Source organism: Streptomyces griseoviridis, from assembly GCF_005222485.1.
GTDB classification, from domain to species: Bacteria; Actinomycetota; Actinomycetes; order Streptomycetales; family Streptomycetaceae; genus Streptomyces; species Streptomyces hintoniae.
The window spans coordinates 3,184,009-3,208,115 of sequence record NZ_CP029078.1 but is presented as its reverse complement, the minus strand read 5'-3'; the positions used below and the strand labels follow the sequence as shown (position 1 = coordinate 3,208,115).

General features: G+C 70.9%; 20 protein-coding genes, 1 tRNA gene and 3 pseudogenes. 18 read left to right on the top strand and 6 right to left on the bottom strand.

Translation table 11 applies throughout. The features are described from left to right. Nucleotides 1–382: 382 nt before the first annotated feature. The 3 genes from DDJ31_RS13290 to DDJ31_RS13280 all read right to left on the bottom strand — a co-directional run bounded on the left by DDJ31_RS13290 (nucleotide 383) and on the right by DDJ31_RS13280 (nucleotide 2,325). Nucleotides 383–1,054, bottom strand: coding sequence for an HNH endonuclease family protein (locus DDJ31_RS13290; protein WP_431028143.1), 672 nt, complete (start codon nucleotides 1,052–1,054; stop codon nucleotides 383–385). 499 nt (nucleotides 1,055–1,553) lie between these two features. Next, on the bottom strand, nucleotides 1,554–1,817 hold the full coding sequence (locus DDJ31_RS13285; RefSeq protein ID WP_127180062.1) for a hypothetical protein: 264 nt from the start codon (nucleotides 1,815–1,817) through the stop codon (nucleotides 1,554–1,556). Between the two features lie 28 nt (nucleotides 1,818–1,845). Then, the gene (locus tag DDJ31_RS13280) at nucleotides 1,846–2,325 is read right to left on the bottom strand and encodes a hypothetical protein (RefSeq protein ID WP_127180063.1); all 480 of its coding nucleotides are present in this window, start codon (nucleotides 2,323–2,325) and stop codon (nucleotides 1,846–1,848) included. A 568-nt stretch (nucleotides 2,326–2,893) separates the two neighbouring features. Between DDJ31_RS13280 and DDJ31_RS13275 the strand changes: the two genes are divergently transcribed. From DDJ31_RS13275 to DDJ31_RS13245, 7 genes and pseudogenes are all read left to right on the top strand, one after another. Beyond that, nucleotides 2,894–3,109 carry a hypothetical protein gene (locus tag DDJ31_RS13275; protein WP_127180064.1) on the top strand — a complete coding sequence of 72 codons (216 nt, stop codon included), beginning with the start codon at nucleotides 2,894–2,896 and terminating at the stop codon, nucleotides 3,107–3,109. Next, nucleotides 3,106–4,005, top strand: a complete 900-nt coding sequence (locus DDJ31_RS13270; protein WP_127180065.1) for a sigma-70 family RNA polymerase sigma factor — start codon at nucleotides 3,106–3,108, stop codon at nucleotides 4,003–4,005. The genes DDJ31_RS13275 and DDJ31_RS13270 overlap by 4 nt, the downstream gene beginning before the upstream one ends. 10 nt (nucleotides 4,006–4,015) lie before the next feature. Beyond that, entirely contained in the window at nucleotides 4,016–5,098 is a 1,083-nt protein-coding gene (locus DDJ31_RS13265; RefSeq protein ID WP_206280691.1) for a hypothetical protein, read from the top strand. A 189-nt stretch (nucleotides 5,099–5,287) separates the two neighbouring features. Next, nucleotides 5,288–5,758 (top strand): hypothetical protein, encoded by a 471-nt coding sequence (locus DDJ31_RS13260; RefSeq protein ID WP_127180066.1) that lies wholly within the window; start codon nucleotides 5,288–5,290, stop codon nucleotides 5,756–5,758. Nucleotides 5,759–5,916: 158 nt separating this feature from the next. Next, nucleotides 5,917–6,448 (top strand): annotated as a pseudogene (locus tag DDJ31_RS13255) (IS5 family transposase); the annotation flags it as partial. Nucleotides 6,449–6,552: 104 nt separating this feature from the next. Continuing rightward, the gene (locus tag DDJ31_RS13250; protein ID WP_127180067.1) at nucleotides 6,553–6,960 is read left to right on the top strand and encodes a hypothetical protein; all 408 of its coding nucleotides are present in this window, start codon (nucleotides 6,553–6,555) and stop codon (nucleotides 6,958–6,960) included. After that, nucleotides 6,953–9,031: a tetratricopeptide repeat protein gene (locus tag DDJ31_RS13245; RefSeq protein WP_127180068.1), complete on the top strand. Its 2,079-nt coding sequence runs from the start codon at nucleotides 6,953–6,955 to the stop codon at nucleotides 9,029–9,031. The genes DDJ31_RS13250 and DDJ31_RS13245 overlap by 8 nt, the downstream gene beginning before the upstream one ends. Nucleotides 9,032–9,158: 127 nt before the next feature. Here DDJ31_RS13245 and DDJ31_RS13240 read toward each other — a convergent pair. Further along, nucleotides 9,159–9,281: pseudogene (locus DDJ31_RS13240) on the bottom strand (IS5/IS1182 family transposase); the annotation flags it as partial. A 526-nt stretch (nucleotides 9,282–9,807) separates the two neighbouring features. Between DDJ31_RS13240 and DDJ31_RS40015 the strand changes: the two are divergent. Together DDJ31_RS40015 and DDJ31_RS13230 are read left to right on the top strand one after the other, a co-directional pair. Continuing rightward, nucleotides 9,808–10,179 (top strand): helix-turn-helix transcriptional regulator, encoded by a 372-nt coding sequence (locus DDJ31_RS40015; protein WP_437184206.1) that lies wholly within the window; start codon nucleotides 9,808–9,810, stop codon nucleotides 10,177–10,179. After that, on the top strand, nucleotides 10,176–11,570 hold the full coding sequence (locus tag DDJ31_RS13230; protein ID WP_240678227.1) for a tyrosine-type recombinase/integrase: 1,395 nt from the start codon (nucleotides 10,176–10,178) through the stop codon (nucleotides 11,568–11,570). The genes DDJ31_RS40015 and DDJ31_RS13230 overlap by 4 nt, the downstream gene beginning before the upstream one ends. A gap of 287 nt (nucleotides 11,571–11,857) precedes the next feature. Here DDJ31_RS13230 and DDJ31_RS13225 read toward each other — a convergent pair. Further along, nucleotides 11,858–11,930, bottom strand: a tRNA-Arg gene (locus tag DDJ31_RS13225). 320 nt (nucleotides 11,931–12,250) lie between these two features. Here DDJ31_RS13225 and DDJ31_RS13220 point away from each other — a divergent pair. The 8 genes and pseudogenes from DDJ31_RS13220 (at nucleotide 12,251) to DDJ31_RS13185 (ending at nucleotide 22,557) form a co-directional block, all read left to right on the top strand. Beyond that, nucleotides 12,251–13,858 (top strand): dynamin family protein, encoded by a 1,608-nt coding sequence (locus DDJ31_RS13220; protein ID WP_127180070.1) that lies wholly within the window; start codon nucleotides 12,251–12,253, stop codon nucleotides 13,856–13,858. Nucleotides 13,859–13,862: 4 nt separating this feature from the next. Further along, on the top strand, nucleotides 13,863–16,301 hold the full coding sequence (locus DDJ31_RS13215) for a GTPase (protein WP_346656286.1): 2,439 nt from the start codon (nucleotides 13,863–13,865) through the stop codon (nucleotides 16,299–16,301). A 267-nt stretch (nucleotides 16,302–16,568) separates the two neighbouring features. After that, nucleotides 16,569–16,976: pseudogene (locus tag DDJ31_RS13210) on the top strand (single-stranded DNA-binding protein); the annotation flags it as partial. Between the two features lie 586 nt (nucleotides 16,977–17,562). Beyond that, the gene (locus DDJ31_RS13205; protein ID WP_127180071.1) at nucleotides 17,563–18,987 is read left to right on the top strand and encodes a Cys-Gln thioester bond-forming surface protein; all 1,425 of its coding nucleotides are present in this window, start codon (nucleotides 17,563–17,565) and stop codon (nucleotides 18,985–18,987) included. A 224-nt stretch (nucleotides 18,988–19,211) separates the two neighbouring features. Next, entirely contained in the window at nucleotides 19,212–19,673 is a 462-nt protein-coding gene (locus tag DDJ31_RS13200; RefSeq protein ID WP_127180072.1) for a hypothetical protein, read from the top strand. 137 nt (nucleotides 19,674–19,810) lie between these two features. Continuing rightward, a complete protein-coding gene (gene ettA / locus DDJ31_RS13195; RefSeq protein WP_127180073.1) occupies nucleotides 19,811–21,475 on the top strand; it encodes an energy-dependent translational throttle protein EttA in 1,665 nt (554 codons plus the stop codon). Between the two features lie 6 nt (nucleotides 21,476–21,481). After that, nucleotides 21,482–21,892: an acyl-CoA thioesterase gene (locus DDJ31_RS13190; RefSeq protein ID WP_093823836.1), complete on the top strand. Its 411-nt coding sequence runs from the start codon at nucleotides 21,482–21,484 to the stop codon at nucleotides 21,890–21,892. After that, complete coding sequence (locus tag DDJ31_RS13185) at nucleotides 21,889–22,557, top strand: hypothetical protein (RefSeq protein ID WP_127180074.1); 669 nt, start codon at nucleotides 21,889–21,891, stop codon at nucleotides 22,555–22,557. The genes DDJ31_RS13190 and DDJ31_RS13185 overlap by 4 nt, the downstream gene beginning before the upstream one ends. 51 nt (nucleotides 22,558–22,608) lie before the next feature. On the opposite strand, the gene DDJ31_RS13180 is transcribed toward DDJ31_RS13185, so the two are convergent. Next, a complete protein-coding gene (locus tag DDJ31_RS13180) occupies nucleotides 22,609–23,013 on the bottom strand; it encodes a globin (protein ID WP_127180075.1) in 405 nt (134 codons plus the stop codon). Between the two features lie 96 nt (nucleotides 23,014–23,109). Here DDJ31_RS13180 and DDJ31_RS13175 point away from each other — a divergent pair, with 96 nt between their 5' ends. Further along, nucleotides 23,110–24,099 (top strand): methyltransferase domain-containing protein, encoded by a 990-nt coding sequence (locus DDJ31_RS13175; protein WP_127180076.1) that lies wholly within the window; start codon nucleotides 23,110–23,112, stop codon nucleotides 24,097–24,099. The last annotated feature ends 8 nt before the right edge of the window (nucleotides 24,100–24,107 follow it).

Below are 24,107 nucleotides of genomic sequence, written 5' to 3'. Positions count from 1 at the left end.
AGAGCGCGCCACTCGGCGCACAGCTCGAGACGCTCGGCACCACTCGGCCCTGGTGCTGCCCCCCCCGCCCCGCTGAGTCCGACCGCAAGATCGAGCACGTCCGGGCCACCGACCTATCCGTCGCCCTCGTACGCTGGGCGCTGGCCGGTACCGGCGCGGACGACGAGGACGAGGCGCTCTTCGAGCGGCTGGCTGCCGGCGAAGACATCAGTGCCACCCCGGCTGCCACCACCGGCTGGGAGGTGCAGCCGCGCGCAGTCCGCGGCCACGCGCGGCGCGACGACGCCCTCCAGCTTCAGGAAACCTCGCGGAGGAGACCGGATACCAAGGCCATGTCCCTCCGGCCCGCCGCTTCCCCCGTATCGGCAGGTCGGCCTCGTGTTCAGGAGGCGGGAATCACCTCGACCGGGGCGTTGGGGCAGGCGCTGAGGATGTCAATGAGGGCGGTCTTCTCGGCAGGGTCGATCGTCAGGCTCCAGCGGGTCTTCACCGTGACCCAGTTGACGGCGTAGGTGCAGCGGTAGCCGGTCGCGGGCGGCTGCCAGGTCGCGGGGTCCTGGTCGGCCTTGCTGCGGTTGGAGCGTGCGGAGACCGCGATCAGGGAGCGGGGGTCGTCGACGTCGTTGGCGTACGCCTCGCGCCGCTTCGCGGTCCAGGCGGAGGCGCCGGAGTCCCACGCTTCGGCGAGCGGCACCATGTGATCGATGTCCGCGGCACTCGCGCTGTCGAGGTAGGTGTCGTCGTACGGCGAGTACCAGGTCCCCCCGGTCAGCTTGCAGCCGGCGCCTTTCTCCGGTGTGGTGACGGCTTCCTCGAGGAGGACTTCGGCCCGGGTCGAGCAGCCGTCGTGGTCGGCGTCGATCCAGTGCCGGAACTTTGTGCGCTCGTAGCCGGCGCGGTCCTCGGCCTGCACGTGCAGGGCGGCGAGGGCGTCACGGACGGGCAGCGCGACCCTGCCGCCGGGGCCGGCGGCGTGCGCGGTGGCGGGGGCGAGCAGGACAGCGGACACGGACAGCACCGCGGCCGCGGTCCGTGGGGCACGGATGGAACGCACGGGGGCTCCCTCACGACGATCACGAAACGGTCGTGATCTTCGTAGCGGGAACAGTGCTCGTGCAGCTCCCGGTCTGTCGCGGGTTCACCCGCACGGGCGGTAAGTCACACAGGCAGGCCTTGTGCGGGTCTTTTGCTGCCGCAGGCACAGCGACCTTGGCAGCACTCAACCGCCGATAAGATGACATTTAGCCAGTTTGCTTATGTTCTGGCAGTACTTGTGCTGTGTGCCAGCAGCCCGCCGGGCAAGCTCGTCGCCGCGCCCGCGGCGAAACCGTCCGCGCCCACCGTTCCGCCGGGCCGTGGCCCGGGCATCGCCAGCGGCTGATCGCTTCGCTGGCCCGCCGCCCGCTCTCGCACGCACCCGCCGTCCCTCGCCGCCGAACATGACCGCACCGCGTGGCGACACGGGACGGCGCCCGCCGCCGGGCGGGGTGGATGCCGTCACCGCGCTCTGAAGCGCGCTGCCCGCAGGATTTGTCGCGGGACACGAGCTGCGGTCAGTCGAAGGGGTCACCCAGGACGCCGTCGAGGCGGATGAGTCCGCGGCGGCCGTCGTCGTCAGCGACGGTGTACAGGGTGTAGGTCCAGCCGTGCTCGGCGGCGTACTGCCTGGTCCAGGCGAGGAGCTCACCGATGTCGACCTGGTCCAGGATCTCGTACTCCCAGGAGGTGTTGGTCGAGCGGTCCCAGAAGTAGACGCGGTAGTCGGCGTGGTCCTGTTCCCAGCTGATGTCTCTGGGATCAATACCGCGAATCTCCATGAAGTGAGACTATGCCGGGCGGCGAGGTCTAGGCGACCTTGACGGTCTTGCTGTGCCCGCCGTCGAAGTTGCCGGGGGAGGGCGCGGTGATCTGACCCGAGATGAAGCCGGTGTACATGCCCGCCTCGCGTACCTGGGTACCGCTTTCCAGCGGCGTGTAGAACGTCGCGGCCTTCCCGCTCTTGACGACCTGCGTCTGGTCCGACGTCGTGACGACGACTTTCGGTCCGACGAGCGGCCCCCGCTGGAGACTGCCCCTGATGCGGACGGTCACCGACGGATAGGTGCTCGTGCAGGTGACCCGGGTCTTGAACAGGATCCTCCCGTCGGGGCGCCCGCTGGAGCGGTGCGGGTTGTTGGGCGTCGCCGTGCACGACGCCCCGCCGGCGGCGAACCGGACCGCGGCGCCGCCGGTGTCGTCCGGGCGCGCGCCAGCGGGTCCTGCGGCAACGACGGCCGCGCTCGCTGCGGCGAGTAGCGCCGCCGGGATTCTCGTCCGGTAGTCCATGTTGTCTCCCCGTCCGGTCGCTCGGTACGTCCCGCTCAGACGCTACGGAGGAGAGGAGCGGCCCGCCTTCGGGCGGAGACCGGACGGAGCAGACCGCCGCCGGGAACGGCCGGTTCGAGGGTGTCCGAGCGGGTCGGGGAAGGTGCCGCTGTGGCGGGCGGCCGTGCCGCTTCCGTCCAGCTGTTGCCGGCTGGACGGAAGCGGTGCGGGTTCCCCTTCGGTCGTTCTTCAGCACAAGGGGCCCCGCGTGGGCCTTCCAGACCGGAAGGTGCAACGCCGGGGGAGGCGTCCCTGTCTATAGTGCGTCATCCCCCGAGCGCTTCCACCAGCAGTACGGCTCTGCCATCAAAAGCGTTCAATCCGCCATGATCTGCCTCCGTTGGGTGCCGTCATGGAGTAGAGCCTGCGCCCCCGGGCGCGCGGGCATTGTTCCGCAAGTCCCGATTCGCGTTGAGAGGCGTACGCCCGGCGCACCATGCTGTCCCCCAACTCCTCCGGCGCGCGTCAGCACCGCGCCGGAGGAGCCGTTCCAGACCACCCGCGTCCCCTCAAGGGAAGGTGCATTCCAGTGACTCAACGGCAGGTGATGACCATGGCCGTGCTGGCCGCGGTCCTCGCGTGGAGCACGGTGATGACCGTGCTGGGGCAGCTCGCGGCCGTTGCCGCGCTGCTGCCCTCCCTCGGACTCCTCATCCAGCAGATCGTCTCCGCACTCGGCACGGACACCCCTCCCGGGACGCCTCCGGCCGCCGCGCCGGGCCGGAGTGAGGGGCCGTCACGGTGACACCGCACAACGTCTCCGGCCAGCCCGGAGAGGACCCTCCCAGTCGCCGCGGTCGCCCGCCCGGGCCGATCTGCGACACGGCGGGCGCGGCGCACCGGACCTGGCTGGAGCCGGTCCGCGCCCGCCTGACCGCGACCGGGTTAACCCTCGACGAACTCGTCGGACTTTCCGGGTACTCCAAGACTCGCATCTCCGAACTCCTGCGCGGTACCGACTACTACCCGGGCTGGGGGATCACCAGCAGCGTGGTCCGCGTTCTCGACAGAAACATCCCGCTCACCCCGCTGCGTCGGCTGTGGAGCGTGGCCGCCGCGGAGGCGGGCAAGGACCGTGACTGGATCATCAGCGGGATCAACGACGCCCCGCCGCCCACGGGCGAGGTGCAGCCGGTCGCCCACCGCGGGCTGACCCAGGCCATGGGACCGCCCTACACCGCCTACGCCCGCGCCTTCCTCCAATCCGACGAGCGTGCCCGCCTGGTGGTGACGGAGACGTTCGACATCCTCTGGCTGACCTGGAACGAAGCAACCGCCAGCCCCGACACACCCCGCCACGCGTGGAAACTGCTGCGCTCCAGGGTCATGGCCCGTACCCCCCGTCGGGAAGACGGACGCCCTGACCTGCGGGCCGCCGCGTTCTCCACCGTCGCGCAGGCAGGCATCCCCGCTCTCACCGAGCGCCTGGCACACATCGACGCCCTCGCCCGGTTCTTCGACACGATCGCCGGCCTGCCCGAGCAGAACATGGACGTCCTCATCCTGCGCTACCTGTGCGGCATCGCACCCGAGGCCGTGCCCGGCATCCTCGGCCTGTCCCCGGCCCTCACCCACACCCTGGACCACCACGCCCGAGGGGCGCTGGAACAGCTCAGCCCCCGCCCCGACACCCAGGAGTGATCACCCCGCCATGAGCAGCATCGACGCCCTCCTCGCCCAGTCCCGGCTCCTGGACAGCCCGCAGGTCCCCTCCGACGTGGTCCCCTACGACGACCTGGGCTACGCCCAGTTCATCGACAACGAGGACCTTCTCGCCGGCTGCCACGGGACCGAGGCAGCCGACGACGGCGCCGCACGGAGCCTGACCGTCCTGTGCGAGGCGGTCGTCGCCCACTGCACCGCCGAGCAGCTCGCCGACTTCCTCACCGACCAGGTGCCGCAGCCGCGTGCCGCGTGGATCCTCGGATGCTTCCTCCAGCTCGCGGGCGCCGACGACGGCGCCCGCTTCTGGTGGCAGTACGCGGCCGGCGCCGACGACGCACCGGCCTCCTACTGCCTGTACCTCCAGCACCTGGCCCGCGGGGACACCCACGCCGCGGCCCTGTGGCGGGCTCAGGCCGGGGAACACGCACAGCAGGACAACGGCACCACCGGCCCCGGCGAGCACGGCCCCGCCTATCGGTTGATGACCGCTGACTCGAGCCTGTCCACCGTCCTGCGCGTCCTCAGCCACCTCACCCGGGCCGCCCCCCGCCGGCAGACCACCACCGCACGCAACGTCATCGACTTCGTCGCCTCCGCCGTCGCCATCGGCTACGACCTCCATCCCGACCTCGAAATCCCTCTTCCGGGGCAGAACTTCGACGAACTGCTCGGGGTCATCGTGGCAGCGTCCTCCCGAGAAGACTGGCCCGGCGCCGTATCCACAGCGCCCTCCACGGACCTGCCCAATCGGGCGCCAGCCGTTACACCAGCCCGGCACGTGGCGTCGGAGGTCCCGTCTCGCGGGCCCAACCGGCTTCTGGTGGAGGTGACAGACGAGGCCGGCAGAAGGCCCAAGTCGGTTCAGGTGGTGTTCTTCAAGCAGGCGGTCGCCGTCTGCTGGGAAGCCGCCACCGCGGCCCGCAGCACGGACGCCCACGGCAGAGGAGTGCCCTACATCCTCAGCCGGTTCCGGCCCCTGACCACACGCTTCTCATCCGGGCCCTCCGGCTTCGGCACCCCGGCGCCACCCGGCCCCGCCGCCCCGGCCCTACGCTTCCGCGGGCTGTAGGACGGCACACACGGCCCAGAACGCCCAGAGCCCTTCTGCTCGCGGCCCGGATTCCCGAGGGGGCCAGCGCCGGGTGACGTACGTATGCCAGCGATGCCTGGTAGCACCGTCGCCCTGCCCTGGCACCCGCAGCGGATGAATTCAGGGGAAGCCCGCCGTCACGTCTGCAAGTCCGCTAGAAGTGAAGGCATGACGGAACCTGACGACCCGTGGCTGATCGACGCGATGTGGCGGGCGGCTGATCTGACGCGGGCCTACCTGGCCCAGGACCGCGGTCAGGTCGTGACGGTCCTGACCGACCCGGACACCGGCCTGCTGGAGCGTGTCCTGACGTGGCTGGTCCTGGAGCACGACGCGCTCTTCGACGAGCTGGGGGAACCGCCGATGCCGGTGCGGGAGCTCGACGCCACCGCGGCGCTGGCGCCGCTGGAGACCGAACTGGCGATGATGACGGCCGTACACCGGGTCGCCAGAAGGGAGTCGGGGCTCGCCGCAGCGGTGGAGGGCCTGAGGCCGATCGATCGCGTCCACGCCGTCGCGATCTGCACCGCAGTCCTGCTGCTGGAAACCCACGGCCGCACCGCAGCCCTTCAGCACCTCCACGCCGAGACCGTACGGTACGAGCAGCTGGGCTACCCCAGGCCCTACACGGTCACCTGACCGCACCGCACCATTGCCTCGTTCCTGGACTGCAGCCGGCCGCCGCGGCCAAGGTCTGCTGTGCCCACTGCGCATCAGTCGGCGGCACACTCGGACCAACGACCCACTGATCCAAACGTCCTGGAACGGGGGCGTGGACTCCTTGGCTGGGGCCTGCCGCTGGGCTCATCGGCGTCACCCGCGTCGTCCTCGACACCGCCCACGGCAGGGCTAAAAAAAAGGGGGGCGACCATACAACCCGAGCCCTGTGGACCAGGGCAAGCCGGGTTCCAAGATGCACGTCCTGTCGGACGCGAACGGACTGCCCCTGGTCGTTGGCGTCTCGGCCGGCAACACCCACGACAGCGAAGGGCTGAAGCCCATAGTCGAGGGCCACCAAACGAGACACGCCCCCCACCGGGCCGCCACTTCAAGCCCCAACGCCCGCACGCCGAAAAGGCGTATGACGTCCCCCACCTGCGTAAATGGTTACGAGGCAAGCGCATCGGCGTGCGCATCGCTCGTAAAGGCATCGAGCCCAGTTCGAACGGTTGGGCCGCCGTAGGTGGGTGATCGAGCGGACGGTCGTGGCTGTCCGGCTATCGCCGCCTCAACCACCGCTACGAACGCTACCCCCGCAACTACCTGGCCTTTCTCGGCCTCGCCGCGACCCTATGCTGCTATAGGCGACTGGTCCGCCACACCCCGTAGAACACGGTCTATGTAAGGCACAGCATTGGAAAGGCTGAGCGAACCGTCCGGGCTGGATTAGAGTCGAATGGGCAGAGTCGTGTGCCAAGGGGGCCAGGTTGGACATGGACAGCGAGCGGGTCCGGGTGAATGTGTTCGCTCCCGGTGATCCGGAATCACGGGCCGCCGCCGAGGCCGCGTTCGAGGCGGCCGCGAGTGTGGGCAAGGGCGTGGACGCGCGGGGGACCGTGCCTCTGGCCGACATACTGATGATCGGCTCGGTGGCGACACACGCCCTCGCCTATCTGATCAACACGTTGCGTAAGGCGTGGAGCAAAGGCGTCGTGATCGACGCGATGGGAGGCCACCTGACCATCCGCCAGGACCCGGCGTTGCCGCGCGGCCACGTCATCGTACGCTCCGCGTCCGGAGAGGTGACCGTCCGGGACGGCGCCGGGCTGGCGGACGCCATCACCGGAGCATTCCCGAAGCGGGCCGGCAGCGGCGGCACCGAGGAGCAGGGGAATGCCTGACCCTGGGCGCAGCATTCTCTTCCGGGACCAGCAGAACCTCGAACTCGCTGAAGAGGCACGGGAGATGAGCCTGGCGTTCGCCGACTCGGCCTACCTGCGGTGGATCAGCGGCGAGGAGGATCCGCACAAAGCCTGGGAGATGTATTTCGACCGCACTCAACGCCAGGTCCGGACGCTGCTCGACGGTCTGCTCGCCACCTTCCCGCCCGAGGACCGGGACAAGGCGCTGGAACTGGCCGGTTCTGTCGAGGCGTTCTGTCTTCCGTCGGACGCGGTGGAGTCGCGCGTCTTCGAGAATCCCGGCTCGGCCACCGGCTTCCTCATCGGCGTCTCCCCCCTCGCGGTTCAGCTCAGCGCCGAGATCGCCTGGGGCATGAACATCGCCCATCCGTACCTCCCGGAGGACCTGCCGGACGGATGGGAAGCCGCCACCATGCACGCGCAGGAGTCCCTCGCCCTTATCCTCAGCCGCTATGTGCGAGCGATGGAACGGCTCGGCGAGGCACCGGTGCCCATGAGCATGGTCGTCCTGGCGATGCAGAAGTCCAGAGGTCCCGACGGAGGGCCGAGTTCCTGCTACGACGCGGCGCTCGCGTTCGCCCTGACACACGAACTGGCCCACATCCGTAACGGAGACCTCCTGCCCACGCGGCACCGGCAGGCGGCAGCACTGATCCCGGAACACATGGCATCCGTGCTGGACATATCCGCCGAGGAGAGCGAGGAACTCACGGCCGACGCCGCCACCTTCACCGCGTGCTTCAACTTCATGCTCACCGTGGGGAGCCTGGCGCCGGACAATCCCTTTCGCGACGCACGCAGCCCGCGCGAACTCCTGCACCGCGAGGCGCAGTTAATGATCACCGCGTGGCACAGCGCACGCCGTGCGACCGAAGCGTGCGAGGCTTACTACACCACCGTATCCATCCTGTCGGACATCGCGTTCCGCCGCGGTGACGACGACGCCGCGAGCCGGCTGCTCACCACCGCGATGCGGCTGCCCTATATCCAGAGATACGTCCAGCAAGTGCGCGAGCAGGTCCTGACCAAAACGTACGGGCCGTTCATGTGGACGGAGCACGACGCCGTGTACCGCAGGGGCTACGGAAGCTGGCGGGCGTTCTTTGTCGGGAGCCTCCTGCCTGCGGTGAGCCGCGACCAGCGCGCGGAAGAGCCCGACTGGTTGTCCGACTGGAAGACCCCTGCCGACCTGGCCGGGGAACCTCGGTACCTGACCGCCGTCATCGACGAGGGGCAACGGCAAGCCGACGCGATGGCCCGCGAGTTGGGCCCCGACGACGGACAGACCCTCGCCGCCAGGGCCAACCTTGCCTACATTCAGTCACAGGCCGGAGACACCGCCGGGGCGATCACCGCACTGGTGAACCTGATCCCGGACATGGAACGGGTCTGGGGAGCCGACGACCTCAACATCTTCCCCGTCCGGCACAACCTGGCCTGGCTGCTCGGTGAGACGGGCGACACGGCCGGAGCCGTGGCAGCCTTCACCAAACTCCTCGCCGCGCAGGAGCGCGTCCTCGGCCCCGACGACCCGGACACCCTCGACACCCGGTACGAACTCGCCCATCTGCGTGGAACCACCGGGGACATGGCGGGCGCGGTGGCCGACTTCCTCCAGTTGCGCGCCGACCACGAGCGGGTCCTGGGGCCCGAGCACGCCGCCACCCTCGCCACCCGCCGGAGCCTCGCACATTGGCAGGAACGCCTGGGGGACACGGCACGTGCGGCGGCCACCCTCGCGGAACTCCGCTCCGACGAGGTGACGGTGTTCAGCCCCGACCACCCCGGCACCCGCGCCGCCTACGAAGCGCGACTGGAGGACCACACGCGCAGGCTGGGCCGCGGCCACCCGGACACCTTGACCACGCTGTGGTTCCTCGCCGTCCTGCGCGGCAAGGACGGCGACGCCGCCGGGGCTGCCGCCGCGTACACCGAACTGCTCGAACACGACCTGGGACCACTGGGTTTCGACGAGGTGGACCTCCGGATCATCCGCGACAACGCCGCCCACTGGCAGCGCGTCCCCGGTGAGCGGCACCAAGCCGGATGACCCCTGGGCTCGGCGGCCGGCGAACGGCCGCCGAGCCCGGTGAGACCTGGGTCCGGCTCGTACCGCCCGCCCGCCCGCCCACCCGCACGCGGCCTCCGGCAGCGCCTCAGTGCCCCCGCTCACCCGCTGTCTCATCAGGTGTGTCCTGGGTTCCCCCGCCCTGCTGCCGCACCTTCAACGGTGGGATCAGCGGCTCCGCGATCTCCCACAGCCCGTCCGTAACAATCCAACTCCGCGTACCTCGCCCCATACGCAGACCGACGGCGAACACCACATAGGACACGGCCTAAGTGGTGTATTCGCCTACGGCAGACAGGAAAGATCGCGGCAGCGCTGGATAACTGCGCGCGGTCATGTCAACGTACAACATCTGCGGGAATCCAGACCCAAGGCCTAGTTGCTCGATTGCCCTTATCCGTCGTGGGTGTTCGGGATGCGCACGACGGGTTGATTGGCTCGTCGACGCGGCACCTGTGCGGAGTGCCATCTGGCTGAGGCCGCTCTCGATCTGTCCGCTTCACCTCACCTGTGCTCTTTACCGTCGACGTACACCTGCCTCCATCCGTCGACGACAGGCTAAGGAGATGCCGAGTGCGTGATGAGTCCGGCAACATAACCGACGATCGCCGGTTAGCCAAACCGGCGATCGTCGCGACGATTGATGTGTTCGCTTCTCGGCTGCGCTTGGCGGTGGAGCTGTCGCGGACGCAGGCAGCTTCGCGTTGGCAAGAGGAGTCGCGAGGCAGTTCTGCTACGGCTCCTGTGCCGTAGGCAGCGTGTGCCGTCGGCAGGCGGCCGTCCTGGCGCGGACCGCGCGAGGCGCTGCTGCGCCCTGTCACTCCTCGCTTCCCGCAAGGACTGCCCCCCGTGTACCGATCCGCGATACCCCCTGCCCTTTTCCATCTTGCACCGACACCAAGCCCTTTTCGTGGCGACTGCGAAGTATCGACGTGGCAGTAGCGGTGCGAACTGGAGGAAAGCTGACGGTCGATGACGTGTGTGTCGAGTTGGGGATAGCTCGATCCACTTTCTACGAGTGGCGGCAGAAAGGAAGAGGGCCACGCTGCATCCGACTTCCAAACGGCAGCCTCCGGGTACGCCGAAGCGATTTCGAAAACTGGCTTAGTGACTGCGAGGACGCAACTTGATCGACGGAACTTTCGACGTACGGGTCTACAGCATCGAGCGTCGGGCGCGAGCGAACGGATACACCTACAAGGTTGTCTGGAAGGTCGGCACGAAGAAGCACAGCAAGACCTTCGCGACCAAAGCGCTCGCCGACGCCCGGCGCTCCGATCTGCTGACTGCAGTCAAGCGCGGCGAACCCTTCAGCGTCGAGACCGGTGTGCCGGTCTCGTACTCCAGCAAGGCCGCGGACACCAACTGGTACGACTTCGCGGTCGAGTTCGTCGACAAGACCTGGCCACACGTCTCCGCCAACCAGCGGAAGAACGTGGCCAAGGCGCTGACCTCCGCGACCATCGCCTTGCTCCGGACGCCCCCGAAGCAGTTCGACCCGGTCATAGTGCGGACCGCGTTGCGCGAGTGGGCTTTCAACTTCAAACGCCGAACCAACCCCGAAGAGCCGATGCCCGACGACGTTCGAGTCATCCTCGACTGGGTCCAGCGCAATGCCCTGTCGATGGCTGCCTGGGAGCAGTCGGACCGAGTCGATGCGGTCGTCTCAGCTTTCGGAACGCTGCTGGACGGCACCGCCGCGGCGGCCAGTTCCGTGTCACGCAACCGGCGGATCATGAACCTGGCGATGGAGTATGCCGTCCGCCACGGCATACTCCGGCAGAACCCTCTGCCGAAGGGCAAGGGCAGTGGAGGGGGCGCCCCCAAGGTTGCTCAGGCCATCGACAAACGCTCTCTGCTGAACCCCGAGCAGGTCACCGCGCTCCTCGATTGGATCGGCAAGCGGCCCCTGCGGCGGGGGACCCTCTATCGGGCCTTCTTCGCGACCCTCTGCTACGCCGGACTCCGCCCGGAGGAAGCCGTCGCGCTATACGTAAGTGACGCCACGCTGCCGGAAACAGGCTGGGGCGAGTTCATTGTCCACAGCGCCCGGCCGGAGGTCGGCAGCCAATGGACCGACAGCGGAGAGCCTCACGATGACCGTGACCTGAAGGGGCGAGCGGAGGGCGACACTCGAACGGTGCCCATCCACCCTGACCTTGTCGCCTTCCTTCGCGAGGTCATCGCCGAGTACAAGCTCAAGCCCACTGACCTCCTTTTCCCCGGAGAGTTCGGCGGCAGACTGGCGGGCTCGGTGTTTCGGCGAGTCTGGGACAAGGCCCGAGAGGAGGTTCTCCAGCCGCATGATTACGAGTCGCCTGCAGGGAAGCGCGTGTACGACTGCCGGCACACCTGCCTGACCGCGTGGCTCAACAAGGGCATACCCCCGGCCCAGGTCGCCGAGTGGGCTGGGAACAGCGTGCCCGTGCTCCTGGCCATCTATGCGCGTTGCATCGTCGGGCAGAGGGACAATTACCTGCAGCAGATCGTCGACGTCAGATATGTCGTCGAGGCCGAGTAGCCGCAGAAGTGAGAAGGGCGGTCTGGGACCCTTGTGGATGGGGTCCCGACCGCCCTTCGGCGTTGCTCGGCAGGGGTTCCATTGGTGCATCTGGGTGCATCTATGGTCGCGGAGACTGGGGGACGCATGGGGGACAGACACCCGTAGAGACCCAGTTTCAGCCGGTGTTAGTCGGACTCCCACGCTTGTCGGCGAACGGGCGTACGCTGGATCTCCGCGAAGGCTAAATGCGGCCTGACCAGCAGAAACGCCCTCCCGGAGGAGGGCGTGCACGGGATGTGGGAGAGCGCCCCCGGCAGGACTCGAACCTGCGGCCAAGCGCTTAGAAGGCGCCTGCTCTATCCACTGAGCTACGGGGGCCGGTGTGGTGGCCTCTGTCGTGCGGCCCGGGTGTGGGCCTGGGCCGTGACGATGCCGGGACAAGGATAGGGCTCCCGCGACCTTGTCCCTGTTGCTTCGCCTCCGTGGCTCAATGTGGAGGTTCAGTGAAGCGGTCCTGATAATCGCAGGCAGGTACGAATCGTGCATCGCTTTTGCCGCCCGGCGCACCGGGTGTTGTGCACTCGTTATGCCTGGGCTGCCCCCATGTCCCGGTCATCCCTTCCGCCCCTTGTGTCCTGTCGGCGCGCAGGCATACCCATATGCTTCAGAATTCCCCTAAAATTGGGCATTCTTCGCATGTGGTGACCTTGGACGTACGGCCTCAGCTGCTCGACGCACTCTCCGCCCTGCGCGACCGTGTCGCCGCCGCACGCTTCCCGCTGCCCCTGGCGGGGGCTCCCCGCGCGCGTGCCAACCGCGACGAACTGCTCGCCCAGCTCGACGACTACCTGGTGCCCCGACTGCGGCAACCCGAAGCACCCCTGCTCGTCGTCATCGGCGGCTCCACCGGCGCCGGCAAGTCGACCCTCGTCAACTCCCTCGTGGGCCGACGGGTGAGCGAGGCGGGCGTGCTGCGGCCGACCACCCGGACGCCGGTCCTGGTGTGTCATCCGGAGGACCACCACTGGTTCAGCGGGATGAGAGTGCTGCCCGACCTCACCCGCGTCTGGGTACCGCACCAGGAGGCCGGCGACGACCTGCTCCTTCCCGGCCAGAACCCCGCGCGCGTGCTGCGCGTCGAGACCGTCGACAGCGTCCCGCGCGGACTCGCCCTCCTCGACGCCCCCGACGTCGACTCCCTGATCGCCGACAACCGCGTGCTGGCCGCCGAACTCATCTGCGCCGCCGACATCTGGGTCATGGTCACCACGGCGTCCCGCTACGCCGACGCCGTCCCCTGGCATCTGCTGCGCACCGCCAAGGAGTACGACGCCACGCTCGTCACCGTCCTCGACCGGGTGCCGCACCAGGTCGCCTCCGAGGTGTCGAGGCAGTACGGTGCCCTCCTCACCAAGGCCGGACTCGGCCATGTGCCGCGCTTCACCGTGCCCGAACTCCCCGAGTCCGCCTGGGGCGGCGGGCTGCTCCCGGCCAGCGCCGTCGCGCCGCTGCGCTCCTGGCTCGTCCACCACGTCCAGGACCCCGCCGCCCGCGGGCAGGCCCTCGCCCGCACCGCGCACGGCGTCCTCGACTCCCTCAAGGCCCGGATGCCCGAACTGGCCGGTGCCGCCGCCGCGCAGTACGCCGCCTCGCTCCGGCTCACCGCCGCCGTCGACGGCGCCTACGACAGCGAACACACCCGCGTGCGTGGGCGGTTGCAGGCGGGCGCCGTGCTCGCGGGCGGCGCCCTCAAACGCTGGCGTGCCTTCCCCCTCGACTGCACCGCCGCCGAACTCCTCGACGCGCTCGTGGAGAGCCTCGGCGCGCTGCTGCTGTGCGCCGTCACCGCTGCCGACGAGCGCGTCGACGACGCGTGGCGCCGCGAACCCGCCGCGGGCGCCCCCGGCCTCGCCGACCGCGACCCGTCCCTCGAGACCCCCGAGCACCGCATCGGGCTGGCCGTCCGACGGTGGCGGCGCGAGCTTGAGGAGTACGCCGAGGACGAGATCCGCGACCTCGACCGCAATGTCGCGCCCGACCCCGAGGTGGTCGCCGCGCTCGTCGCCACCGCGCTGCTCGGCGGGCGGCGGGCCCGCTCCGCCGGCGAGGGGCTCGCCGAGCGGCTCGGCGCGCACGGGGCGCTGCGGCTGCGCGACCGCGGCGGACGGCTGCTCGCCGAGCACCTCGACCGCGTCATGCACGCCGAACGCGAACGCCGGCTCGCCCCGCTCGACGCCCTCGACGTCCACCCCGAACCCCAGGCCGAACTGATCGCCGCGCTGTCCGTACTTCAGAAGGAGAAGTGACCGCATGACCGCCGTCACCGACCAGGGCCAGGAACAGACCCGCAGCCGGAGCCAGAACCGGGACGGAGCCGAGGAGCAGCGCAGAGGCGAGGAGCCCGGCCGGGGCCCGGCCGAGGAGCGCGGTCCGGTGCGCGGGCACGTGGAGCAGAACGAGCGGCCGGGCGACCCCGAACCCGACGGGCGGCCGGCCGAGGACCGGGGCCCGGAGAACGACGTTCGGCGGGACGACGTTGCGGACGACGACGTTCCGGACGACCGCGTTCGGGAGCGTGGTGCTCCGCAGGACTGTGTTTCGGAGGGCGACCGTCCGGAGGGTTACGCCCTTGAGGACGGCTCCTTCGACGGCGTTCGCGAGAACGGCCCGGTCGAGAACGGCGCCGTCGAGGACACCGGCGAGGAGGAGGCCGACGAGCCGTCCGGCCGCTCGCCCGTCGGGTCCTCCGACGAGCGCCCCGCTGACGATGATCCCGACGCCGTTCCCGATGCCGTTCCCGACGTCGTCCACGACGCCGCTCCCCAGGTGGCGGAAGCCGCCCCCGAACATGAACTGACCGGTGCCGAGCGGGTGTACGCGGCTGTCGGGATCGGGCGGGCCCGGCACGCGCGCGTGGACGGCGACGCGCCGCGCCGCCGCCGGGACACCGACAGGAACACGCCACGCCACGACGTACCCCTCCCACCGAGCGGCCCCGCCCCCGCCCCCGAGTCCGCGCCCGCCGGTGCCTGGGACGACGGGCTGATCGCCCGGCGCGTCATCGAGGGCGCCGCGGCTCCCGAACCCGTCGCCGTCGTCGAGACCCGCGGCCCCAGCGCGCAGGCCCTCGCCGCGCCCCTCGCCTACGACGGCCCCCTGCGCGCCCGCCTCGACGCCCTGCGCGAACTCGTCGGCCTCTCCCGCACCCGTCTCGACAGCCGCACCCTCGCCGAGGCGGGACGTGTCCTCGACGAGGCCGCCGCCCGGCGCAGGCTCTCGGGCCAGCACACCGTCGTCGCCATCGCGGGCGCGACCGGAAGCGGCAAGTCCCAGCTGTTCAATTCCCTCGCGGGGGTGACCATCTCGGAGACCGGCGTGCGCCGCCCCACCACGTCCGCGCCCATCGCGTGCAGCTGGAGCGACGGCGCCGCGACCCTCCTCGACCGGCTCGGCATCCCCGGACGGCTGCGGCGGCGCCCGGTGCAGAGCGTGGAGGCGGAGGCGCAGCTGCGCGGCCTGGTCCTCATCGACCTGCCCGACCACGACTCGGCCGCCGTCCAGCACCGCGAACAGGTCGACCGCGTCCTCGCGCTCGTCGACGCCGTCGTCTGGGTCGTCGACCCGGAGAAGTACGCGGACGCCGTCCTGCACGAGCGGTACCTGCGGCCCATGGCCGGACACGCCGAGGTCATGTTCGTCGTCCTCAACCAGACCGACCGGCTGCCGGGCGAGGCCACCGAGCAGGTCCTCGACGATCTGCGCCGCCTCCTCGACGAGGACGGCATCGCGCTCGGCGAGTACGGCGAACCCGGCGCCACCGTGCTCGCCCTGTCCGCGCTCACCGGCGACGGCGTCGGCGAACTGCGCGAGTCACTCGGCCAGTTCGTCGCGGAACGTGGGGCGCCCGCCCGGCGGATCGCCGCCGACCTCGACAACGCGGCGGCGGGACTCAGGCCCGTCTACGCCACCCGGCGCCGGATCGGCCTGAGCGAAGAGGCGCGCGACGAGTTCGCCGACCGGCTCGCGGAGGCGGTCGGCGCCACCGCCGCCGGCGAGGCCGCCGAACGCGCCTGGCTGCGCAACGCCAACCGCGCGTGCGGCACGCCGTGGCTGCGGCTGTGGCGCTGGTACCAGGACCGGTACGACTCGCCCACCGGACGGTTCCCGCTGCGCAACCAGGCCGACGAGGAGGCCACCGCGAGACAGCGCGTGGAACACGCCGTCCGGACGCTCTCCGAACGCGCCTCGACGGGGCTGCCCGCGCCCTGGGCACAGGCCGTGCGGGAGGCCGCCGTACGGGGCTCGCAGGGGCTGCCCGAGGCGCTCGACGAGCTGGCGGCGCGGGCCGGACTGCCGCCAGGACGGCCCCCGCGGCCTGGCTGGTGGCCCGCGGCGGTGCTCACCCAGGCGGCCATGACGATCCTCCAGATCGTCGGCGGGCTCTGGCTCGCCGGCCAGATCGTCGACCTCATGGCGCCGAACCTGGGGGTGCCGGTGCTGCTGATGGTGCTCGGCATCGTCGGGGGGCCGCTGGTCGAGTGGAGCTGCCGGCTGGCCGCACGCGGCCCGGCCCGCCGCTACGGCACGGACGCGGAACGGCGGCTGCGGGAGGCGGCGGCGGGCTGCGGCCGGGCCCGCGTCCTGGACCCGGTGGCGGCGGAGCTGCTGCGCTACCGGGAGGTGCGGGAGCAGTACGCGCGGGTCACAGGGGTGGGGGCGACGGCCGGGGTCGGTGTCGGGGCCGGGTGAGACGGGGGTGGGAGACGGGAGGGGAGGGAGGCAGGGGAGGGCAGAGGGGAACCGGGGGCGGGACGCGGGGTCGCTCGTCCGGGTGATGGGGTTTTCCACAGGCGGGCGGTGGTCCACAGGGCTCAGCGGGCTCGGCTCGGCGGAGGCAGTCTGGCTTCGCGGCGATCGCGGTGGACGCGGTCGCCACGGAAGTCGACAGCCGCCGTACGGGACGGGCCCGTAGGCGTGTCCGCCCGGTCCGAGAGGCCGGGCGGGGAGGGGCGAACCATGAACGAGACGATCATCTGCGCCGTCGGGAACGTGGCGACCCAGCCGGTGTACCGGGAGTTGGCGGCGGGTCCGTCGGCGCGGTTCCGGCTGGCGGTCACCTCGCGGTACTGGGACCGGGAGAAGAACACCTGGACGGACGGGCACACCAACTTCTTCACGGTGTGGGCCAACCGCCAGCTCGCCACGAACGCGGCGGCGTCGCTCAGCGTCGGCGACCCGGTCGTCGTGCAGGGCCGGTTGCGGGTGCGCACGGAGGTGCGCGAGGGGCAGAGCTGGACCTCGGCCGACCTGGACGCGGTGACGATCGGCCACGATCTCGCCCGCGGCACCTCGGCGTTCCGCCGGGCGAACAAACCGGAGACGGCGGCGCGGCCCACCAGGCCGGAACCCAACTGGGAGACGCCGACGCCCACTTCGGAGCCGCCGACGGGCGGCGCGGACACCACGGACACCACGGGCGCCGCGGACACCACGGGCCGTACGGACACCAATGGTCGCTCGGGTGCCACAGGGCGCTCAGGCGTCACAGGCCGCGCGGGTGCCGCAGGGCGCTCAGGTGCCACAGGCCGCGCGGGAGCCACAGGCCGTTCGGGGCCCGCGCATTCCGCCGGTATCGCGGGTTCCGGCGAGCCAGCGGACTCCTCCGGCTCCGCGGAACCGTCCGGGTCGGCGGGTTCCTCCGCCCTCGCCGGCCAACCTGAGTCCGAACCGCTCGCGGTGACGTGACGTGATGTCATGTCGTGCCCCGAGCTGACCTGAGTGCGGCTTATCGGCCGATCCACTCCGAGCCATTCGGTGGATTTGTCGATAAGCCCTGCTCACCAAGGGTCGTGGCGATAACGATTGAAAGTCGGATCCGTTGTCCGACCGTATGACCGGGAAGGGCGGTGCAAGCGCCTACCTAGGATGCCGGGCATAGCTCTCGGGGCTTCTGATTCTGCTGGTGGGACCACACCCCCACGTCAAAGGGTCCTGCTCGAAGGGGAATTTGGTGCTTTCTGTGTTCTCTCTGCCGTCCGCGCGCAGGCGGGCCGCCGCCCGGCTCGCCGCCCTGACCCTGGCCTCAGGACTCCTCACCGCCGGGGCGCTGGCCGGAGCCGGTACGGCGGTGGCGGACCAGACGGCAGCGGGCCAGGGCGGGGTGACCGCCACGATAGGCGGGCTCAAGACGTACGGCGCCGCCGTGATCCACGACGAGTCGGGTGACCAGCAGGTCTCGGCGGGCCTGTTCGAGATGTCCGTCGACGGCGGCGGCACCCTCCAGACGTACTGCATCGACCTGCACAACCCCACCCAGCGTGACGCCCGCTACCACGAGACGGCCTGGAGCGGCACCTCGCTGGCCGCCAACAAGCAGGCAGGCAAGATCCGTTGGATCCTGCAGAACTCCTACCCGCAGGTCAACGACCTCGCCGCGCTCGCCGCCAGAGCGGGCGTCAAGGGCGGCCTGACCGAGCAGGACGCGGCGGCCGGCACCCAGGTGGCCATCTGGCGCTACTCGGAGAGCGCCGACGCCGCCGACGTCGACGCGGTCGAGCCGCGCGCCGAGAAGCTCGCGGACTACCTGGAGAGGAACGCGGCCGCTCTCGCCGAACCGACTGCTTCCCTGACGCTCGACCCGCCCGCGGTCTCCGGTCACCCGGGTGAGCTGCTCGGCCCGGTCACCGTGCGCACCAACGCCGGCGGGGTGACGCTCACCCCGCCCGCCGACGCGGTGACCAGCGGTGTCCGGATCGTCGGCAAGGACGGCGAGGAGATCACCGACGCCACCGACGGCAGCAAGGTCTTCTTCGACGTCCCGGCGGACGCGGCGGACGGCTCGGCCGACCTGACCGTCCAGGCGTCGACCACCGTGCCGGTCGGCCGGGCGCTGGTCTCCGACAGCCGCAGCCAGACGCAGATCCTGGCCGGGTCGAGCGAGTCGACGGTCTCCGCGACGGCGAGCGCGACCTGGGGCGGGCAGGGCGCCGTACCGGCCCTGTCCTCCGAGCTGAACTGCGTCAAGGGCAGCCTCGACATCACCGCGGCCAACCAGGGCGACGAGGCCTTCGCGTTCTCGTTGATGGGCACCGACTACAGCATCCCGGCGGGGGAGTCGCGCACGGTGACGGTCCCGTTGCGGGAGGACCAGGCGTACGACTTCACCATCACCGGGCCCGGCGGGCTCGCGAAGCGGTTCACCGGGGTGCTCGACTGCAGGACGCAGAGCAGCGAGGAGGGCGGCGCGGCCGTCCAGACCCTCAGCGAGCCCAGCCCCGCCACGGTGGGCGGGGTCGCCGAGCACACCAACCTCGCGGCGACCGGCAGCACCTCCCCGACCCCGCTGATCGCGGGCGTCGCCATCGCCTTCGTCGTGATCGGCGGAGCGGCCCTGGTCGTGATGCGCAAGCGCGAGGAAGCGGCCCGGGAAGGCTGACCGACGGCGCCCGATGGTGCCCGGTCGGTCCTGCCCGGCGGCACCCGACGGCGTCCGATGGCACCCGGCGGCGCCCGGCGGGACCCTAGGGGACGGTCGGGGCCGACAGGACCGGTTGAGACCGGTCGGAGCCGGTCCGCGCGGGTCGGGTCGGGGCGGGCCGGCGCGGGTCGGGCGATGGGTTCGGCTGGGACGCGCTCCGTCGGGCTGGGCACAATGGCCTCATGACGAAGCCGGCGAAGCCCACGACCCCGACGCCAGGCCCCGGCACGGGGTCCGCCCTGTCCCTCTGGTCGCGGGACTCGGTCCTGTCGATCGGCTCGGTGGGCTCGGTGCTGTCCATCGGCTCGGTCGGTTCGGTCCTGTCGGTCGGTTCGATCGGCAGCGCGCTCTCGGCCGGTTCGATCGGCAGCGCACTGTCCGTCGGTTCGATCGGCTCGGCCCTGTCGTCCCTGTCCGCGGGCTCCTGGCAGAGCAACGGCTCCCTGCTCTCGGCCCAGTCCCACCGCTCGGTCCTGTCCTGGCGCTCCTCCCACGCGCTCCGATCGGCCGCGGCGGCGGGCACGGCGAGGGTGCCGGGCGGGACGCGCACGAGGGGCGCGGCGGGCGCCGTGGGTGTCGCGGGCCTGGTCGGGGCGGTGGCGGTGGCCGCGACGCTGCTGGTCAGGCGAGCGACGCGCCCCTGACCGCCGGCCCCTCGTCCGGCCCGGACAGGCCCCAGCTCAGGCAAGCTAGCCCGCACGGGTTACCACCCAAGGGTGGACGTACGGCAAGATGGGGTGTATCTGCCCTTGCCTGATTTCAAGCTGCCGGACGGTTTCTCTTGGCTGAGTTCATTTACACCATGCGCAAGGCGCGCAAGGCGCACGGCGACAAGGTGATTCTCGACGACGTCACCCTGAGCTTCCTTCCAGGCGCCAAGATCGGTGTCGTCGGTCCGAACGGTGCCGGTAAGTCGACGGTTCTGAAGATCATGGCCGGTCTTGAGCAGCCGTCCAACGGCGACGCCTTCCTGTCGCCCGGCTACACCGTCGGCATCCTCCTCCAGGAGCCCCCGCTCAACGAGGAGAAGACGGTCCTGGAGAACGTCCAGGAGGGTGTCTCCGGCGTCAAGGGCAAGCTCGACCGGTTCAACGAGATCGCCGAGCTGATGGCGACCGACTACTCCGACGCGCTGCTCGACGAGATGGGCAAGCTCCAGGAGGACCTCGACCACGCCAACGCCTGGGACCTCGACGCGCAGCTCGAGCAGGCCATGGACGCGCTGGGCTGCCCGCCCGGCGACTGGTCCGTCGCCAAGCTCTCCGGTGGCGAGAAGCGCCGGGTGGCGCTCTGCAAGCTGCTCCTCGAAGCCCCCGACCTGCTGCTCCTCGACGAGCCCACCAACCACCTCGACGCCGAGTCGGTGAACTGGCTGGAGCAGCACCTCGCCAAGTACGAGGGCACCGTGGTGGCCGTCACCCACGACCGGTACTTCCTGGACAACGTCGCGGGCTGGATCTGCGAGGTCGACCGCGGCCGTCTGCACGGCTACGAGGGCAACTACTCCAAGTACCTGGAGACCAAGGCCACCCGCCTCAAGGTCGAGGGCGCGAAGGACGCCAAGCGGCAGAAGCGCCTCAAGGAGGAGCTGGAGTGGGTCCGCTCCAACGCCAAGGGGCGCCAGGCCAAGTCCAAGGCCCGCCTCGCGCGGTACGAGGAGATGGCGGCCGAGGCCGACAAGATGCGGAAGCTGGACTTCGAGGAGATCCAGATCCCGCCGGGTCCGCGGCTGGGCAGCGTCGTCGTCGAGGTCAACAACCTCGGCAAGGCCTTCGGTGAGAAGGTCCTCATCGACGACCTGTCGTTCACGCTCCCGCGCAACGGCATCGTCGGCATCATCGGCCCCAACGGCGCCGGCAAGACCACCCTGTTCAAGATGATCCAGGGCCTGGAGGAGCCGGACTCCGGTTCGATCAAGGTCGGCGAGACCGTCAAGATCTCCTACGTCGACCAGAGCCGCGAGAACATCGACCCCAAGAAGACGCTGTGGGCCGTCGTCTCCGACGAGCTGGACTACATCAACGTCGGCCAGGTCGAGATGCCCTCCCGCGCGTACGTGTCCGCGTTCGGCTTCAAGGGTCCCGACCAGCAGAAGCCGGCCGGTGTGCTCTCCGGTGGTGAGCGCAACCGCCTCAACCTCGCGCTCACCCTCAAGCAGGGCGGCAACCTGCTGCTCCTCGACGAGCCCACCAACGACCTCGACGTCGAGACCCTCTCCAGCCTGGAGAACGCGCTCCTGGAGTTCCCCGGCTGCGCCGTGGTCGTCTCCCACGACCGGTGGTTCCTCGACCGGGTCGCCACCCACATCCTCGCCTACGAGGGCGAGTCCAAGTGGTTCTGGTTCGAGGGCAACTTCGAGTCGTACGAGAAGAACAAGGTCGAGCGGCTCGGCCCGGACGCGGCGCGTCCGCACCGGGCGACCTACAAGAAGCTGACCCGGGGCTGATCGATCTTGCGGCACATCTACCGCTGCCCACTGCGCTGGGCGGACATGGACGCGTACGGCCACGTCAACAACGTGGTCTTCCTCCGCTACCTGGAGGAAGCCCGTATCGACTTCCTGTTCCGTCCCGAGAAGGACTTCCAGCAGGGGTCGGTGGTGGCACGCCATGAGATCGACTACAAGCGGCAGCTCGTCCACCGGCACGCGCCCGTGGACATCGAGCTGTGGGTCACCGAGATCAGGGCGGCGTCCTTCACCATCCGCTACGAGGTGAAGGACGGCGACCAGGTCTATGTGAAGGCCGCGACGGTCATCGTGCCGTTCGACTTCCAGACCCAGCGCCCGCGGCGGATCACCGCTGAGGAACGGGAGTTCCTGGCGGAGTACCGGGACGACAAGGAGGAGGCCGTCGCCGCATGACGGCCCTCCACCTCGCCGACGAGGGGGAGGCGGCGGACCTCGCGGCCTTCCTCTCCCGGCTGATCCACTACGACCGCGGGGCCGCGGTGCGCCTCCAGGCGGTCGGCACCGCGCTCGCCGTCTTCGGCAGACCGCCGTCCTTCGAGGTGCTCGCGGTCCGCGCCGTCCGCCTCGCCAAGCCGTACGAGAACGGCCTCGACGCCACCCTCGACGTGACCGTCTCCGCCGGTGAACTCCTGGAGTCCGTCGAGGAGTCGGCGGCCACGGCGGGCGTCCCGACGGCCGTGACCGGGCCGCCGTGGGCCGGGGTGCTGCCGCCGCGCGGCGGCTGGCGGGCCGAGAACGGGCTGCCCGCACCGGACGCGCTGCGCGCGCTGGTCCGCGCCGGGGTCACCGAATTCCGCTCCCGCACCCAGGAGTTGGCGCCGGAAGGGCGCACCCGCGCCGAACTCGACCGGATCGGGCGGGAGATCTGGTCCCGCACGGTCGGCCGCACCCGCCTTCCGGTGCGGGCCGTGCACGCGGCGCAGTCGCTCGGCTTCCTGCGGCCCGGGGTCCCGGTGGTGCTGGTCGCCACCGGCGCCTGGCTGCGGCTGCGCACCCCCTACGGCTCGATCGCCGTCCGCCGCGCGGGACTCGGGGCGCTGGACGTCAGCGTCCGCTGAGGACCGCCGAGCGGCCACCGATCCGGAGAGACGGGCGCCGCCCGTCCCCGGTCAGTCCGGGGCGTTCACCATCGACGCCGCCGCGTACGTCAGGTACTTCCACAGCGTCTGCTCGTGCTCCTCGGACAGGCCCAGCTCGTCCACGGCGTCCCGCATGTGCCTCAGCCAGGCGTCGTGCGCCTCGCGGTTCACGGTGAAGGGCGCGTGCCGCATCCGCAGCCGGGGGTGGCCCCGGTTGTCGCTGTACGTGGTCGGGCCGCCCCAGTACTGCATCAGGAACAGCACCAGGCGCTCCTCGGCGGGGCCCAGGTCCTCCTCCGGGTACATCGGCCGCAGCACCGGGTCGTCGGCCACCCCCTCGTAGAACCGGTGGACGAGCCGGCGGAACGTCTCCTCCCCGCCGACCTGCTCGTAGAAGGTCTGCTGCTGAAGCGTCCCGCGCCGAATCTCGTTCACACCCCCATGGTCTCAGACGGCACGGACCAGGACCCCCGGCCTAGGACTCCTGTTCGGGCGCTCGCACCCGGGGCGCGGGGGCCGCACAGTGGAACCATGGGCGTCCCTGATCCCGGCACGGAACCGGCCGCGGCCGCCGCCGAGGCGGCGCGGGACGCGCTGGTGCGGGAGATCGACGCCACCGGCGTCTGGGCCGGCGACCCGGTGTGGCGGGAGGCGTTCGGAGCCGTCCCGCGCCACCTCTTCGTGCCGTACTACTACGTTCCCGTCGCCGGAGGCCATGAGCGGCGCTGGGGCGCCGACCCCGACCCGCTCGCCCGCGCCCGCTGGCTGCGCGGGGTGTACGAGGACGTCCCGCTGGCGACCCGGCTGCGCGACGGCGACCTGGTCTCCTCCAGCAGCCAGCCGTCCCTGATGGCGGCGATGCTCGCCGAGCTGCGGGTGCGCGACGGCGACCGGGTCCTCGAGGTCGGCGCGGGCACCGGCTACAACGCGGCCCTGCTCGCCCACCGGCTCGGCGACGACGCGCTCGTCACCACCGTCGACCTGGAACCGGAGATCACCGAGAGCGCCCGCCGGCACCTGGCCGCCGCGGGGTACCGCCCGGCCGTCGTCACCGGGGACGGCGCGCGGGGCGTCCGGGAACGCGCCCCCTTCGACCGGATCATCGCCACCTGCGCCCTGACCTCGGTGCCGCACGCCTGGCTCGCCCAGTGCGTGCCAGGGGCCCGCGTCCTCGCGCCGGTCGCCACCGGGCTGCTCACGCTGACCGTGCGGGACGCGGACCATGCCGAGGGGCGGTTCCTGCACACGCCCGCCTACTTCGTGCCGCTGCGCGGAGCGGGCCACCGGCCGGCCGGGCCGCATCCGCCGGACGGGGTGCCGCGCCCGGCCGCCGACGACGAACGGCTGCGCTTCCTGTTCGCCCTCACCGCCGCCACCCTCGACCCGCGCGCGGCCCACGCCCTGTGGGAGCGCGAGGGCCGCCCGGTGCGGGAACGGTACGGCGTGAGCGTCGAGGGCGACCGGCAGTGGGCGTGGCTCGACCGGCCGCGGGGCCGGTACCGCTGGCCCCTGCGGGAGTGACCCGCCCG